Source organism: Caballeronia sp. SEWSISQ10-4 2 (genome assembly GCF_030464885.1).
Lineage (GTDB): Bacteria > Pseudomonadota > Gammaproteobacteria > Burkholderiales > Burkholderiaceae > Caballeronia.
In genome coordinates this window covers 1-15,609 of sequence record NZ_JALPRJ010000029.1, presented here as the reverse complement: position 1 = coordinate 15,609, position 15,609 = coordinate 1, and the positions used below count along the sequence as shown (strand labels likewise).

Here is a 15,609-nt window from a genome sequence, read left to right as displayed (position 1 = left end):
TCTCCTCTAGAGACTCACGCCGCTTTCAAGGTTTCACGCTGCGTCGCCAATTGCATGATGCGCTCTTGCGTCGCCTCCGTGGCTGAGAGCTCGCCAGTAATGCGGCCCTCGCACATCACGACAATGCGGTCGCTCATGCGCAAGATTTCCGGCAGTTCCGACGAGATCATCACGATCGCCTTGCCTTCGTTCGCGAGCGAGCGCAAGAGCTTGTAGATTTCGCTCTTGGCGCCGACGTCGATGCCGCGCGTCGGTTCGTCGAAGAAGAGCACGTCGCAGTCGCGCTCCAGCCATTTCGCAATGACAATTTTCTGCTGATTGCCACCCGAGAGAAGCCGCACCGGCTGCGTCGCTGAGGGCGTGCGAATGGCGAGCAGATTGATGAAATGGCTGGCTGTCCGGCGTATCTGAGCGCGGCGCAAGAAAAAGTTGAGCGACAGGAACTTGCCCAAATTGGACATCACGATGTTCGATTCGACGTCCATTCCGGTCGCAAGGCCGAAGCGCTTGCGGTCTTCCGAGAGATAGCCGATACCGCGCGCCACCGCATCGCTCGGGCTCCTGATCGTCGCCTTCGCGCCTCTCACCAGAATTTCGCCAGATTCGACCGGGTCGGCGCCGAACACCGCTCGCGCGACCTCGGTTCGACCGGCGCCCATCAAGCCCGCAAAGCCCAGTATCTCGCCTTTGCGCAGCATGAAGCTCACGTCCCTGACCAGCGGGCCGGCGTTCAGATTTTTAACTTCGAGTGCGACCTCGCCTGCGCCTGCGACGCTCTCAGAAGGCGCTGCGTCGGTCAAAGTCCGGCCGACCATCATGCCGATGATCGCTTCGACGCTGGTGTCCCCGGCGGTGACGGTGGCCACATATTCCCCGTCACGCAACACGGTGACGCGGTCGGAAATCTGCTTCAGCTCGTCCATCTTGTGGGAGATATAGATGATTCCCACTCCCCGGCTCTTCAGCTCCCGGATGATGCGGAAGAGCTCGGCGATCTCGGCGTCATTGAGCGCCGAGGTGGGCTCGTCCATGATCAGGACGCGCGAATCGAAGGACAAGGCCTTGGCGATCTCGACCATCTGCTGGCTGGCGACGGTGAGCGTGCCGACAACCGCGCGCGGGTCGAGAATCACATGCATGCGGGCAAGAATGTCGCGCGCTTGCGCGTTGAGCTTGTCTTCGTCGAGGAACAGGCCGAGGCGTCCGCGCGGCTCGCGGCCAATGAACATATTCTGGGCGACGCTCAGATGATTCATCAGCTGGAGTTCCTGATGAATGATGCAGACGCCCATGGCCTGCGCCTCGCGCGGGCTTGAGAAGTCGACGGGCTGGCCGTCATAGAGGATTTCGCCGGAATCCCGGGTGTACACGCCGGCGAGGATTTTCATCAGCGTCGACTTGCCGGCGCCATTCTCGCCCATGACCGTGTGGACTTCACCCGCCATGAGCTCAAGCTGGACCTCGTGAAGCGCCCTCACGCCGGGAAAGCTCTTGCTGAGCCTTTTGACGGAAATGAGCGGGATCACGGCGCGGATTGAATGACAATTCCGCGACGGCCGCTGGTCTCATCGCGAGAAGCGGATCGAAAAAGCGCCGGGCGTGGCCGGGTATCGCGGCTGAAATCGCAACGAGAAGCCAGGTGCATTCCTGGGCCCCCAAAACCGATGTGCCACGATTCTACGACGCTGCACGGCAGGGGCTCAAGCGTAGGCATTCCCTAGTGTCTGAGCAAATGCATCTCGCGCTTGTTTCCCACTATTTGCCGTCCCACCCGTTCCGTTTTGTGTGTGTTTAGCGTGTGAAGCAATAAAACGGTGCCGGTGCTGCCAATCGTTCCGGGCGCCGGGGGGCACAAGACCGCCTTCGTGCACGGCCTTGGCAGGGTGGGAACCTGTGAAGCGAGACGCGGGCCCGGGGCATCGATCGCCACCCGAATAATGGCCCGCAGTTACCCGGGCGGCAATGAACCATCAGAACAGGTGACGAATGCCGATCTGCACGCCGGTTTCGCTCTGACCTTTGTCCGGTGTCAGGAACGAGCCTGTTGTGATGCTGGCCCCCGCCATCTTGAACTGCGCAGTGTTGGAATTGTTCAGCCGCGAGACCACGCCATACACTCGCGTTCTCTTCGACAAGTCGTAGTTCATGATCGCGCTCATCTGGCGAGCGTTATTGCCAAGGGACGAACTATCCTTGATGAACGCATATCCGGCGCCGGCGCTCAGGGCAGGACTGAACTTGTAATCGGCGGAAAACGACCAGGTGCTGTGGTAATTGCCAGCCAGGTTACCTACCGGACCGACTGTCGGGTCGTATTTTCCAGCAGGATTGCTCAATGCATTCCCTGTCGTGGACGAGATCACGTCATTGGCCCTGAAAAAGCCGATATAGATCTTTCCCCGGCCATAGTCATAGTTCCCGCCTGCCATGATCTCCTGAACACGGACGGTGTTCGTGGCATTGGCCGCATTCAGGTATGCCAGCGCGAAATAAACCGGACCCTGGTTCGTTTGCACCCCGGCCTGATAGACGGCATTTCCAACCAGCGTCCCGGGTTGCCCTCCGACCGAATAGTGAACTTCGAGCTGAGTGTTCGCCACTTTCGGAGAGATGTAGCTGATGTCGTTATCAACGCGCGCAAGCCAGTTGGCGAAATTGTTATAGCCGGACCCATACGTTGCGGCGCCGAACGCATCCATATTTCCGCTCCATCCGAACATCGGCGTATTCTGGCGGCCGAACCTCACTTCACCATACGGCGCAGCAATTCCAACCCAAGCTTGCCGGTCAAAAAAGCGGTAGGAATTCTGCTGCTTGCCTGTTCCCGGATCAAATCCGCTCTCCAGAGCGAACGTGGTGCGGTACCCGCCTCCAAGATCCTCGGTTCCGCGCAAGCCCCAACGGCTCGTAAGCTCCCCGTTATTCCCGAGCACATACAGTGATGTATTTTTCCCTCCGGTTTTCGCCGACTGATAGCCCCCAAAAACGTCGAGAATCCCGTACATGGTCACCGATGACTGCGCGTGCGCCTGTCCCGCGCCGATCGCTGTAATAACCGAAATCATTAGTAATGCTTTATTTTTATCATTCACTTTTTTCACCTCATCTCCCTGTCGTTAAACCAATCGGATAAAAATCGGCCGGATCAACGTCCCGGTTGTGAAGCCAGCATTCTCTTCACAATCAGGGCAAGCGGAACGGTAAAGCAGAAGTGAGACATGAACCCGCCAATGATCACGACAGGATCGTAATAATTCGGGTGGTTGTCGGAGGCGATCATGATCGCCACATGCATCACGATCCACGCCAATATGGCGTAGAACAACGCCACGAAAGTGGCCTCGTACCCGCGCCGGCGAAAGTAGGGCCAAATTGTGGCGAAGAGAATGCCCCACCCAATCGCGAAGACGAAGTGGATCCCCGTGCCCACGACATACGCCCATATCCCGATCGACTCTTGCACACCCTTGCCGAATACCAGGCCCGTTGCGTTGCGTGGGATGCCCGCCAAGGGCATCAGGTGTTGCGCCCCTACCCAAATAAGGGCCTCGTAAATCCAGATGATCAAGGCTCCAGCCAGTCCTCCGGCCACTCCTGCGCGAATGATCGCTTCGCGACTCGGTTTGTCGGAAACCCCGGACGTCAATCCGTTGTCGAGATCTTTATCGCTCATGCTTATATTGCTGCCCATGTCTCTCTCCTCAAAAAACCTCATATGACGCTGATGGACCACACCACTTGACGTGCAAGACTGCTTTGAACGAGCTCACGCATCGGCCATCGGACTGGTAATGAACCGCAACGCGAGGCGATTCATCACGATGGCCACCGCAGCGATGATTGCCGGAACCGCGAGCACTGAGAACACGACGGAAAAACTAAACCCAAGGGACAACAACGCACCGCCGACGAGCGAACCGAGAATGCCTCCGAGCCGGCCGAACCCCAGCATCCAGCTCACGCCGGTTGCCCGGGCGCGCGTCGGATAACAAGTGGGGGCAAGTGCGTTCAGACCGGTCTGGGCGCCGCTCATGAAAAAGCCCGCGCAAGTCACGAGGATCGGGAGAAGACTCGACTTGAGCGTGCCCATTCCCAGCGCAAAGATAAACACGCCTCCCAGCAAATAAGCAGCGCCGATCACTCCGTTGCGGTCCATCCGGTCCATCGCAAACCCGACCACGATCGCACCCACCGTGCCGCCAAGCTGGAACATCCCGGTGATCGCCGCCGCCCGTTCAACGGGCAAGCCTGCGTCCTTGATCAGCGTCGGCAACCAGCCGGTCAGCAGATAGATGATCAGCAGTCCCATGAAGTACGTGAGCCAAAGCATGAGCGTACTGAAGGCGTAACCATCCGCGAACAGCATCCGTACGGGCGCCTTGGCAGAAACCACCGGCTCCGGCGCGGTAAACCTCACATCGCGATCAAAGGCGTGGCCGCAAACCCGCCCCAGGGTCTTGGCGATACGGGTGTCTGCCACCTTGCGCACAAGCATCAGGCGGGCGGATTCCGGGAGAAGCCACAGAAGCAATGGCACACTCAGGAGCGGCAGGATGCCGCCGACCATGAACACGGCGCGCCAGCCGAAATGAGGAATCAGGGCAGCTGCAACAAAACCTCCGCCGCCGGACCCGAAGTTAAAGCCGGTGAACATGATCGTGACCAGCAGCGAGCGGCTGCGCGACGGCACATATTCGGACAGCAAGGTCGTCGAATTCGGCATGGCGGCGCCAAGCCCAAGACCCGTCAGGAAGCGCAGAATCATCAGTTGGGTGGGAGATTCGGCAAATGCGCACAACAGGCTGAACAGCCCGAAGCAGAATACCGACCCGATAAGGACTTTCTTGCGTCCTATGCGGTCGGCAGCGGGCCCCGCGACGAGCGCGCCGATCGCCAGCCCGAACATTGCGGCACTCATCACAGGACCGAACGCAGCACGGCTCACGCTCCAGTCATGCATGACGAGGGGCGCCACGAAACCCATCACGGCGGTGTCCAGACCGTCCATCATGACGATGAGAAAACATAGAACGAGTACCAGCCACTGATACCCCGACATCTTGCGTGCGTCGATGAACGCCTTGATGTCGACCGATTCTGCAAGTTTCATACGCGTCTCCAGAAAAAAGATTCCCCGCCCCGGGTTCTGTCGACTCCGGGGTTATATTTCCATGCAAGAGAAAAGCAGCTAACGGCTAACCCGTCAGCTTCATAACGTCAAACCGCCCCTGGCACCCTGCGTGTCTTGAGAAACGCTTCGAGCGTCTCTCCCCGCATGCTGGCGTACATGCCCAGGTTCGTAATCTTCACCACCCGGGCAAATTTCTCGAGCACGAAGAAGCACACACCGTAGCGGATTAGGCCAAGCCAGTCTGTGTTGTCGACCAGTGCCCGCTCCTCCTCGGTCAAGCCTGCTGCGTCGTATGCAGATGCGCGGTCTTCGAGCCAGAGCGCTCGCGGCTGCGGCTCGCGCATCTGCCAGAAAAAGCGGTTCAGACGCATCGCCTTGATGCTCTGGCGAATATCGAACGGATAGGTACCGGTCAGTTCTTCGATGCCGATCAGTTGAGGGTTCATTGCGTCACCTCGTCTTCATAGATCGTCACCGCCATCGCGGTACTGGTCGCGAGGTAGTAGCTGCGATGAAGTTCGCGGACCCTGGGTCCCAGTGCGCCGCGCATCGCCAGCCACATGATGGTTTCGACGCTCTCGGCGCCACCGAGGCGCACATAGTCGACGTGCTTCATTGCCGCCAGCCGCTGGGGATCATGGACGATCAGGTCAAGGAACTCCGTGTCCCAGTCCGTGTTGTTGAAGCCGCTTCGCTCTCCATGAACCTGGTGCGACAGACCTCCGGTACCGACCACCACCACATCGAGATCCTGCTCATACGACTCGATCGCGCGGCGCAACGCCTGACCAAGGCGATAGCAGCGGTTCGCGGTCGGCAGCGGATATTGCAGAACGTTGACTTCAAGCGGCACGAGCGCCAATGGCCAACCGCCCTCGTGCGGCAACATCAGCGACAGCGGCGAGTTGCAGCCATGGTCCAGCGGCCGGTCCTGAAAGATCGTCAGGTCGAACTCGTCCGAGACCAGTTGCTCGGCGATGTGGATCGCGAGATCCGGGTGGCCGGCGATGTCCGGCAGTGGACGTTTGCCCGCGCCCTCGTCCGCGAATTCGTGGTTCGGAGAAACACCCAGTGCGAACGTCGGATAGCAGTCGAAGAAGAAGCTGTTTGCGTGATCGTTGTAGAACATCACCATCACGTCCGGCTTGCGCTCCGCCAGCCACTTCGCCACCGGTTCGTAGCCTTTGAAGAGAGGCGCCCATGCGGGATCGTTCTGCTTTCCCTTGTCGTACGCCATGCCTATCGTGGGTACGTGGGACGTGCCGATCCCGCCTACTATCCTTGCCATATCGATGCCTTCGGTTGCTTCCGCCCGTTTTTTCGAGCGCGTAGATTGAATAGGCCGCCTACTTACATAGGGTACGATCAGAGGCCTGTTGGGATACGAAGATATATAAAAGTGATGCTTTCAAAAAGTACGGGTTAACCTGACATAACTTGATGAAATCGCATCCTACAGCTATTTTTCGTTCTATTTCTGGAATTGAAGCCGCCCGAAAGCCACGTTGCGTAAGGACTATTTGGTATCCCGAATCCGCGACAGAGACGTGTTCGTCGCACTGATCAATCTACAGGTCATAACCTAATCAGATGGCAAAATAACAAACTCGCAATCCCCTCTGCGCGCGTTGTGCGGCGGTTCGCATGCCCCTATACTTCTGGCAAGTGAGACAGGTAGACATGAACGAAACCACCCAGCAGGCAATTGTTCAGACGCTGCGCGAAAAGATCCTTTCCGGCGAGCTGGAACCGGGGCAGCGCCTCGTGGAAGCGCAGGCTGCGCAATGGCTCGGCGTGTCGCGCACGCCGCTGCGTTACGCGCTCAGCGTGCTGTCATCTGAAGGACTGCTTGAACGGTCAGGCGCGCGCGGCTACGTCGTGCGGCGCTTTGGCGTACGCGACGTCCTGGATGCAATCGATGTGCGCGGAGCGCTCGAAGGACTCGCCGCCCGTTGCGTTGCCGAACGAGGGGTCGACACTGAACTTGCGCGAGCGCTTGAAGAATGCCTGCGGGAAGGCGACGCAATTTTCAGCGCCGGCCGCCTGAGGGATGACGATGAAACGCGATATGCGGCAATGAATGGACGCTTCCACCAGCTCATCGTCGATGCTGCGCAGAATACCGCAGCCAGCGCTGCGCTCAGGCTGAATGACAGGATTCCGTTCGTCTCTCCATCCACGGTCGTCTTCGACGAAACTGCGAGAGAGCGTCAGTTCGTGATGCTGATGTACGCGCACCGTCAGCATCATGCGATCGTGGGAGCACTTTTGAATGGTGAAGGTGCGCGGGTGGAAGCCTTGATGAAGGAGCATACGAATATTTCGAAGGAAAGCCTCAACTTCTCGTCTTCCAGGCTTCATCTGATTGCCGGGGCAGCATGACGCCGGCCTCATGCCCCCTCTCAACCATCGCGCGCCATTCACCACGACTCCATCTGTGAGCAACAGCGAACTTCTCAACCTCGCCCATCTGCGGGCGTTCAAACTCGTGGCCGATACAGGCAGCGCGACACGTGCCGCCGCTGAGCTCTTTCGCGCGCAATCCGCGGTCACGCGTTCCGTGCAGGAACTCGAATCTGCGCTTGGTGAATCCCTCTTCGAGCGCAAACCGTCCGGCATGTTGCCCACACCGACCGGCCGCGCCGTACTTGAGCGTTGCGAGCGAATCTTTGCTGAACTCGAAGAACTCGCGCAGTGGTGCGCGGTAAGGCAGGTACGCCGGCGTGCCCTTGCGGAAGGCTCACTGCCGGCCTATCTGCTCAATACACGACGGCTCCAGATGTTCGTCGCGCTAGCGCGCCACCGCCACATGCCGACGGCTGCGAGTGCGTTTGGCATCAGCCAGCCGGCCGTCAGCAGCGCTATCCGCGTTCTCGAAAGCGGGTCGGGCCTGGGCCTTTTCCATCGCAGCCCGCGCGGCATCCTGCTTACCACCGAAGGTGAAAGCTTCTTGCTGCATGTGCGTCGTGCATTGAATGAATTGCGCCATGTGCCGGACGACATTGCCGCGCAGCACGGAAATATCCAGGGTGCGGTGACGGTCGGCGCGCTGCCGCTCGGCCGGACACTGATCCTTCCCGACGCGATCGCCCGCATGAGCGCGCAGCATCCCGGCGTGCGCGTGGTGACCGACGAGAGTGCCTATGAAACGCTCGTGGCCGGTCTGCGAGCGGGGGATATCGATTTCATCCTGGGCGCATTGCGCAGCAACGACGCAGCGAGCGGCCTGCAGAACGAGCGGCTGATGTCGGAAGACATGGTTGTGCTCGCTCGCCGCGATCATCCCCTCGCGAATGTGCGTGGACTGACGATCGCTGACTTGCGCAATGCTCAATGGATTCTGCCTCGCAGTCAGGCTCCCGCACGCGGTCTCTTCGAAGCCCAGTTCCGGCGCGCGAAGCTGAAGCCGCCCATGCCGACCGTCGAAACGGCGGACCTCGCGATCATTCGCGGGTTGCTGTCGGGGACAGACATGGTGGCAGCACTGTCGGCCCAGCAGTTGTATTACGAGTGCGAGTCGGGTCAGCTCACTGCCCTCGACATTGCGTTGCACAACACGCGGCGTGATATCGGGCTCATCGTGCGCGCAGAGGGCACGCCCTCTCCTGCGGCGCGTGCGTTAATCGATGCAATCCGGCTGGCGGTAGCCGACGTGGCTCGCGCAACCCAAACCGCGGGACATTTATCCCGGCGCGCGGAGCCGCATCAAGCCGTTTGAGAGGACTGGCCGTTGAACGCGGAGGGGGGAATACCCACGACTCCATCGAACAGCCATCGGGCGGTGCGAAGCAGGGCTGCGCTCAGCACTTCAGGCTTCATGGTATCGCCACCGAGCACAAGCTCCACCGTGAACTCACCGGTCGGATGTTCGACGGATACCCGCAGGTGCTCGCCCTCCGGTTTCACATTGGCAATGCCTTCGCAGACTGTGCCGGGCAGCACGGCAGCCGTCGCGACGCTTACTGCACCCAATACGCCGATCGATGCGTGGCACCGGTGCGGAATGAAGCTGCGCGTGCAAATTGTTCCCTCGTTGCGCGGTGCGGCGACGAGGCACATCTTCGGCACCGTGCGCCCGCTTACGTCACCGAGATTCATCAGCGGCCCAACCACAAGGCGAATTGCCTCGATACGCGCCTTCAACTCGTCATCCGCGTCGAGCTGCTCGCGTGTCTCGTAGCCGGTGCGGCCCAGATCGCTTGCGCGCATTAGCACAAGCGGCATACCGTTATCGATGCAGGTCACGTCGACACCATTGATTGTGTCCATCAGACGTCCTGTCGGCAGCAAGGAACCGCAAGTCGAGCCTGCGGTATCCCGGAACTTGAGCGGGATGGCGGCAGCGGTGCCTGGCACGCCGTCGATCCTCGCGTCCCCTTCGTACATCACGCGGCCGTCGGGCGTCGGCACAGTCGCCACTGCGATCTGCCCTGTGTTCAGCATATGGATTGCAACCTGCGTGCTTGCCTGCCTCGCATCGACGAGCCCGCGCTCGATCGCAAAGGGACCGACACCCGCCAGAATATTGCCGCAGTTCTGCCCGAAGTCGACCCGCGCTTCATTGACTACGACCTGGGCGAACAGGTAGTCGACGTCGGCGTCGTTGCGCGTAGAACGAGAGACGATCGCAACCTTGCTCGTCAAAGGATCGGCACCGCCGATACCATCGATCTGACGCGGGTCGGGCGAGCCCATTACGGCAAGCAGCACGCGATCACGTGCGGCGGGATCGGCGGGCAGGTCCGAGGCGAGAAAATAGGCGCCCTTTGACGTGCCGCCGCGCATCATCATGCATGGAATGCGGGCCTGGCTGCTAAGTGCCGTTGCGGACATCGGTACCCTCCTTCCTTCAAGCGTCCGACGCGGACTCGACGTAGCGCAGGCCTTTCTCCGCAAGCCGCTCGCGCATGGCGTAATAGTCGAGCCCAAGCGTGCCGCCGGCTAGCACAGCACGCGTTTTCTCTTCCTTGGCCAAGCGTGCTTGCGAAGCCTCGGCCACGCGCGGCACCGTGGCGAACGGGACCACCACGACGCCGTCGTCATCGGCCACGATCACGTCGCCCGGATGCACGATCTGCTGTGCGCACACCAACGGGATGTTGACCGAACCAAGCGTTTCCTTGACCGTGCCTTGCGCGGAGACCGCTTTAGACCAGACCGGGAAATTCATCTCTTTCAATGCGCGCACGTCGCGACACCCGGCATCGATGATGAGACCGCGCACCCCGCGCGCCACCAGCGAGGTAGCAAGTAGCTCTCCGAAGTATCCGTCTTCGCAGGGCGATGTGGGCGCGACAACCAGCACATCGCCCTCACGACACTGCTCGACTGCGACGTGCAGCATCCAGTTGTCCGATGGCGGCACGAGCACGGTGATGGCTGATCCGGCGATGGTCGCGCCTGGGTAAATCGGACGCATATACGAGGCCAGCAGGCCGAGCCGGCTTTGTGCTTCGTGCACGGTCGCAGCGCCTGCCTGTTGCAGCACCGCGATGTCGTGCGCATCGGCGCGCGCAATGTTTGTCACCACCACGCCGCGTTTCATGCCAGGTCTCCCGTCACTGCGGGCGTCAGTCGCATATAGCCTTCAGCGTATTTGATGTCGAGGGTCGCCGTAATGCCAATGTTGCGCTTGGCCTGCACACCGCGCTGCAGTGCAACCCGCGTGTAGTAGTCCCACAGGTGCTCCTGACCGGCCATGCATTCGATTGCACGCCGTTTGACGTCCCACACCTCGGTGATGTCGAGGAACGTGTTGGGCGTCCACTCGCATTGTTCCGTCTGATGGGGCTCGAAAGCGTATACCGGTGGTGCGCCGACGATCTTCTGCCCAGGATTGTGGCCCTCGGCCTGCGCGATGATTCGGGCTTCCTGCGCGACATGCATCGCGAGCGGATGATCGAAATTGTAGGGGTCTTTTGGAGAGTGACTCAGCACGAATGCCGGCTGCACTTCCCGATAAACATCGACAAGCCGCATTAGCGCTTCGTCCGACACGCGCAACGGATAATCGCCAAGATCAAAAAAGTCCACTTCGGCGCCAAGGATGTCTGCCGCGCGCTCCGACTCCTCCTGGCGCGCCGCCTTGACCTTTTCCACGGTCATCTCGCCCTTGCGCCAGAGCTTCGCCGACTCTCCGCGCTCACCAAAGGACAGACATACCACCTTGACCCGATATCCGTTTTGTTTGTGCAGCGCGATCGCGCCACCTGCTCGCCAGACAAAGTCGGCGCTGTGCGCGCTGACCACCAGCATTGATTTTTTCGCCATTTCCCGCTCACCGTTATTCAGCCGTTGCCAGAGCCAATTGTAGGAGCCGGGGCGCTCAACCGATCAACGAATCAGCCGTCTTGTGCCATCGAATCTATTTATCGAGTACCACATTACAGGCTAGGCGGGTGACCGGATCGAACCATGCCATAAGCGTTTCTTCTCACGCGAGACCAAAACCGTCTTGGCTTAAATTTTCCTTCGCTTCTACTGTTATGGGTAATCCCACAGCCGCTGCAAGGAATTCCGTGAGCACCTCCCGAATCGCCGCCCGGGTGCGGCGCATCAAGCCGTCTCCGAGCACGTCCGCGGCAGACCGCGCCAACGAATTGCGTCGCCAGGGCAAGTCAATCGTCAATCTCGTGGTCGGTGAACCCGATTTCGATACCCCGAAACATATTCGCGAAGCCGCCGCTGCCGCCATGGACAAAGGCGACACCCGGTACACGCTGATGGCCGGCAAGCTCGAACTTCGTGAAGCCATTGTGGCGAAGCTGGCTCGCGAAAACGGCCTGACCTATGCGCCGAACGAAATCATTGTCACGAATGGCGCGAAAAGCGCGATCTATAGCGCATTTTCCATCACGCTCGAACCCGGCGATGAAGTCATCGTGCCGGCGCCCTACTGGGTCTCATACCCTGACATGGTGCTCGCCTGCGACGGGACGCCGGTAACAGTTGCATGCCCGGAAGAAAACGGCTTCAAGATCACGCCTTCGCAACTCGAGGCTGCAATCACGCCCCGCACTCGCTGGCTGTTGATCAACTCGCCGAGCAACCCGACCGGGGCCAGCTACACGCTCGCCGAGTACCGCGCTTTGGCCGATGTACTGGCCGGCCATCCTCACGTGCTCGTCATGACGGACGACATCTACGAGCACCTGCGCTACGACGGCAAAAGCACGCCCCACTTCCTGCAGGCCGCGCCGGAACTGCGCGACCGGACGCTCGCGATCAACGGCGTGTCGAAGACTTATGCCATGACAGGCTGGCGAATTGGCTACGTGGCGGGCCCGCGAGACCTGATCGTCGCGCTCGACACGCTGCTTTCCCAGTCCTCCGGTAATTGCTGCTCGATCAGCCAGGCCGCTGCGACGGCCGCGCTCAACGGCGATCAAAGCTTCGTGACCGAAAGCACGGCGGTCTATAAAAAACGGCGTGACGTGACGCTCGAAATGATCAACGCCATTCCGGGCTTGAGCTGCCGTCAACCCGACGGTGCGTTCTATCTCTACATCAACTGTGCGGCGTTGCTCGGCAAGAGCACGCCTGAAGGCAAGGTCATTGCCAATGACACTGACGTGGTGATGTATCTGCTCGACAGTGTCGGCGTCGCGGTCGTCGCGGGCGTGGCTTACGGCTTGTCGCCCTACTTCCGGCTTTCAATCGCGACGTCGCTCGATGTGCTCGAGGAAGGCTGTCGCCGCATTGCTACCGCAGTAAAGGCACTGAGCTAAGCGACGTCGGCGAACCATTCAACCGTTTTCATCGATCAAGTCATGTCCACTTACAAAGCCATCCGCAAGAATCCTTCAGCCAGCCAGGCTGATGCCGCCATCATCGAGTCGTTGCGCGACATTCCCGTGTCGGCATTGAGCGACAACATGCATCGCAATATCGGCACGACGGGTCTTACGCCCTACCATCAACCGGTCTCGCAGACGATGGCCGGAACAGCCGTCACCGTGCGCTCCCGCGGCGGCGATAACCTGACGTATTTGCGCGCCCTTGAGTTTTGCCGCGCGGGCGACGTGCTGGTCATCGACGCGGGCGGCGACCTGAACAACGCGGTCGTCGGCGGCATTCTCTCGTTCTATGCGGCGAGTATTGGCCTGGCGGGTATTGTGATCGACGGCGCCATCCGTGATGTGGCCGAAATCCGCAGTCGCGTGTTTCCGGTCTATGCCCGGGGCGTTACGCACCGTGGCCCGTATAAGGACGGTCCGGGCGAGATCAATGTGACGGTCTCCGTCGGCGGCATGGTGGTGAATCCCGGTGATATCGTGGTCGGCGACCAGGACGGCGTGCTCGCGATTCCTCAGGAAGACGCCGCAACGGTGATCGAAAAGGCGCACGCGGTGCTGGCGGCTGAAGCGCGCACCATGCAGGCCATGAGAGAGGGCAAGTGGGACCGCGCGTTTATCGATGCGCTCGAGGAACGATGCAACAACTAAGGGTTCGCTCGCGCCGGTGGACGGGTTTGGGCGGTTTTAGGGGTAGTGGTTGGGGGTTTATGCCGGGGCGCTGCTTTCGGTGTTAGTGGTCTGCGGGAGTTAGCTGTATTTTTTATCACTATTAGCCACTGTGCGTGGCAGCACGTCGTTTCTTTGTCCAAAGCGGCGTGTGTCAAGGTAGATACTGTGATCCCCGTCAAGCATTTTGCAGTTTGGGATCGAAGCACTTGCCTGACCTGATAACACCGAAAGCGACGTGAACGAGCTTGCGCATCATCGCACCGATGATGAGTTTGGCAGGCTTGCCGGAAGCCGCCAGACGTTCGCGAAAGCGCTTTCCCCAGTGAGTTTTATAGAGCGTTGTCATGGCAGGCATATAAAGCGCTTTACGCAAAAAGGCGTGACCGACTTTTGACATACGAGGCCTGCCTTTGACGCTGCTGCCGGATTCATGCTGTCGCGGATCGAGACCGGCAAAGGCCGCCGCCTGCCGGGCGTTGGCAAAGCGTCCGGGGTGCATACAAAAGGCCAGCAGCACCGCGATAGTGCGCTCGCCCAAACCTGGAATGCTATCGAGTAGCATCTGCTTTCCTTTCATGTCCGGGTCGCCGTCAATTTGATCACGAATCTTTTTGAGCAGCTTCTTGATCTCGGTATCGAGCCATTGAATATGGCCGACAATGTCTTCTGCAACAACATCACGCGCCACCTCAAGGCGGTTGCTCTCTTGCGTACGCATGGTTTGCAGTGCCTCGAGGCGCAACACCGAGGCCCGCAAAGCCTGTTCTGCAGGTGACGGAGCCTGCCACGTTGTTGGACGGCGTTCGAAACAGAATTCTGCAATCAATTGAGCATCGCCGCGATCTGTCTTACTGCGTGCCAGGCGGGAGGCGCCGAATGCCTTGATTTGCGCAGGATTGGTCACGCTCACCGTCATGTCTTTGGCGGTCAGATACTCGGCAACCGCTTCCCAATAAACGCCGGTGGCCTCCATGCACATATGTGCATCCGAGGCTCCATGCTTGTCCAGCCACTCGACTAATGCATTGAAGCCGTTCTGATTATTCTCGAATACTTTGTTTTTGTACTTTCCGTTTACCAAGCGCAGCGCGCAGTCGAGCTTGGCTTTGGCGACGTCAATTCCGCAATGAAACGATTGCATGCAACATCCTCTGATGATCTACCTTGTAAATGCGGGCTGCCGGCCAAGCCGGGCCAAAGATACTGTCCGATCTGTTTCGGAGGGTGAGCGGCTGCTGCAAAGATCTACCTTGCTGGCTCAAGGCCAAAGTTGTCGCAGGCATCCAGCCGCTCGATCCTGGGGTGCCCCCCAAGAACTGCTGAGCGAAACCGATCCCCTTACACCATCGGATCCGCCACAAAGAAATCATACAAGTTGTCGCGCGCACCGCTACGCAGCTTCTTTGTATTGCGCAGCCGATTCGTCGGTCTTTTCAGGGTTTAAATAAACCGCGTCTGCAAGATCCCAGTTGCGGGTCTCGCGAGTCCAGCGGGTGGGGTTTTGCGCCTTGGCGAGCTCGTACACAGCACGCCGTTTGACCAGCAACTCGTCGGCGTGTCCGTTGTGACGCTGGTTCGGCGTCAAGTACTTCAACCCGCTGTGACAATGCTCATCGTTGTACCAAGCCACAAACGTCTGCACCCAGACACGCGCCTGCTCGACCGTGTCAAACGGGCGTTCGGGCCACATCGGACAGTACTTGGCCGTGCGGAACAGCGCCTCGGCGTACGCGTTGTCGTTGCTCACCCGCGGCCGACTGAACGACGATTCCACACTCAACTCGGTCATGGTTGCGCGCATCAGGGCATCCTTCATCACGCTGCCGTTGTCCGAATGCAGCACGAGCGGGCGACCCGCCGTGCCTTCAATCAGACATCCTTTGGTCAGCAACGCGCTCGCGTGCTCGCCCGATTCGACCTCCCACACCTCGTTGGCCACCAGCTTGCGGCTGTAGACATCTTTCATCATGTACCAGTAAAAGTAACGCCCGCGGATCGTGGTGGGCATCCACG

15 protein-coding genes are annotated in these 15,609 nt (G+C 59.7%); 4 read left to right on the top strand and 11 right to left on the bottom strand.

Going from position 1 to position 15,609, the window contains the following annotated elements; all coding sequences use genetic code 11:
* Positions 1-14: 14 nt before the first annotated feature.
* The 6 genes from M0D69_RS20295 to M0D69_RS20270 form a co-directional block, all read right to left on the bottom strand.
* On the bottom strand, positions 15-1,526 hold the full coding sequence (locus tag M0D69_RS20295; protein WP_301783740.1) for a sugar ABC transporter ATP-binding protein: 1,512 nt from the start codon (positions 1,524-1,526) through the stop codon (positions 15-17).
* Between the two features lie 444 nt (positions 1,527-1,970).
* Positions 1,971-3,101 carry a porin gene (locus tag M0D69_RS20290; protein WP_301783739.1) on the bottom strand — a complete coding sequence of 377 codons (1,131 nt, stop codon included), beginning with the start codon at positions 3,099-3,101 and terminating at the stop codon, positions 1,971-1,973.
* 44 nt (positions 3,102-3,145) lie between these two features.
* Positions 3,146-3,691 carry a hypothetical protein gene (locus M0D69_RS20285; RefSeq protein ID WP_301783738.1) on the bottom strand — a complete coding sequence of 182 codons (546 nt, stop codon included), beginning with the start codon at positions 3,689-3,691 and terminating at the stop codon, positions 3,146-3,148.
* A gap of 75 nt (positions 3,692-3,766) precedes the next feature.
* Positions 3,767-5,110: an aromatic acid/H+ symport family MFS transporter gene (locus M0D69_RS20280; protein ID WP_301783737.1), complete on the bottom strand. Its 1,344-nt coding sequence runs from the start codon at positions 5,108-5,110 to the stop codon at positions 3,767-3,769.
* 107 nt (positions 5,111-5,217) lie between these two features.
* The gene (locus M0D69_RS20275; protein WP_301783736.1) at positions 5,218-5,577 is read right to left on the bottom strand and encodes a protocatechuate 3,4-dioxygenase; all 360 of its coding nucleotides are present in this window, start codon (positions 5,575-5,577) and stop codon (positions 5,218-5,220) included.
* Complete coding sequence (locus M0D69_RS20270) at positions 5,574-6,419, bottom strand: gallate dioxygenase (RefSeq protein WP_301783735.1); 846 nt, start codon at positions 6,417-6,419, stop codon at positions 5,574-5,576. Before M0D69_RS20270 ends, M0D69_RS20275 begins: the two co-directional genes overlap by 4 nt.
* Positions 6,420-6,811: 392 nt before the next feature.
* On the opposite strand from M0D69_RS20270, the gene M0D69_RS20265 reads away from it, so the two are divergent.
* Together M0D69_RS20265 and M0D69_RS20260 are read left to right on the top strand one after the other, a co-directional pair.
* Positions 6,812-7,513 (top strand): GntR family transcriptional regulator, encoded by a 702-nt coding sequence (locus tag M0D69_RS20265; RefSeq protein WP_301783734.1) that lies wholly within the window; start codon positions 6,812-6,814, stop codon positions 7,511-7,513.
* A gap of 55 nt (positions 7,514-7,568) precedes the next feature.
* Positions 7,569-8,849 (top strand): LysR substrate-binding domain-containing protein, encoded by a 1,281-nt coding sequence (locus tag M0D69_RS20260; RefSeq protein ID WP_301783733.1) that lies wholly within the window; start codon positions 7,569-7,571, stop codon positions 8,847-8,849.
* Here M0D69_RS20260 and M0D69_RS20255 read toward each other — a convergent pair.
* Genes M0D69_RS20255 through M0D69_RS20245 form a run of 3 tightly spaced genes read right to left on the bottom strand, consistent with a single transcriptional unit; the run spans position 8,837 to position 11,401 of the window.
* Entirely contained in the window at positions 8,837-9,964 is a 1,128-nt protein-coding gene (locus tag M0D69_RS20255; RefSeq protein WP_301783732.1) for a 4-oxalomesaconate tautomerase, read from the bottom strand. The two genes, M0D69_RS20260 and M0D69_RS20255, sit on opposite strands and share 13 nt — an antisense overlap.
* Before the next feature lie 16 nt (positions 9,965-9,980).
* Complete coding sequence (locus tag M0D69_RS20250) at positions 9,981-10,676, bottom strand: 4-carboxy-4-hydroxy-2-oxoadipate aldolase/oxaloacetate decarboxylase (protein WP_301783731.1); 696 nt, start codon at positions 10,674-10,676, stop codon at positions 9,981-9,983.
* A complete protein-coding gene (locus tag M0D69_RS20245) occupies positions 10,673-11,401 on the bottom strand; it encodes a PIG-L deacetylase family protein (protein ID WP_301783730.1) in 729 nt (242 codons plus the stop codon). The genes M0D69_RS20250 and M0D69_RS20245 overlap by 4 nt, the downstream gene beginning before the upstream one ends.
* Before the next feature lie 248 nt (positions 11,402-11,649).
* Between M0D69_RS20245 and M0D69_RS20240 the strand changes: the two genes are divergently transcribed.
* Together M0D69_RS20240 and M0D69_RS20235 are read left to right on the top strand one after the other, a co-directional pair.
* The gene (locus M0D69_RS20240) at positions 11,650-12,858 is read left to right on the top strand and encodes an aspartate transaminase (protein ID WP_301783729.1); all 1,209 of its coding nucleotides are present in this window, start codon (positions 11,650-11,652) and stop codon (positions 12,856-12,858) included.
* Positions 12,859-12,900: 42 nt separating this feature from the next.
* Positions 12,901-13,575, top strand: a complete 675-nt coding sequence (locus M0D69_RS20235) for an RraA family protein (protein ID WP_301783728.1) — start codon at positions 12,901-12,903, stop codon at positions 13,573-13,575.
* 196 nt (positions 13,576-13,771) lie between these two features.
* Here M0D69_RS20235 and M0D69_RS20230 read toward each other — a convergent pair whose 3' ends face one another.
* On the bottom strand, positions 13,772-14,737 hold the full coding sequence (locus tag M0D69_RS20230; protein ID WP_301783727.1) for an IS110 family transposase: 966 nt from the start codon (positions 14,735-14,737) through the stop codon (positions 13,772-13,774).
* Between the two features lie 249 nt (positions 14,738-14,986).
* On the bottom strand, positions 14,987-15,609 hold a 623-nt coding region (locus tag M0D69_RS20225), incomplete at its 5' end, for an integrase core domain-containing protein (protein WP_301783726.1).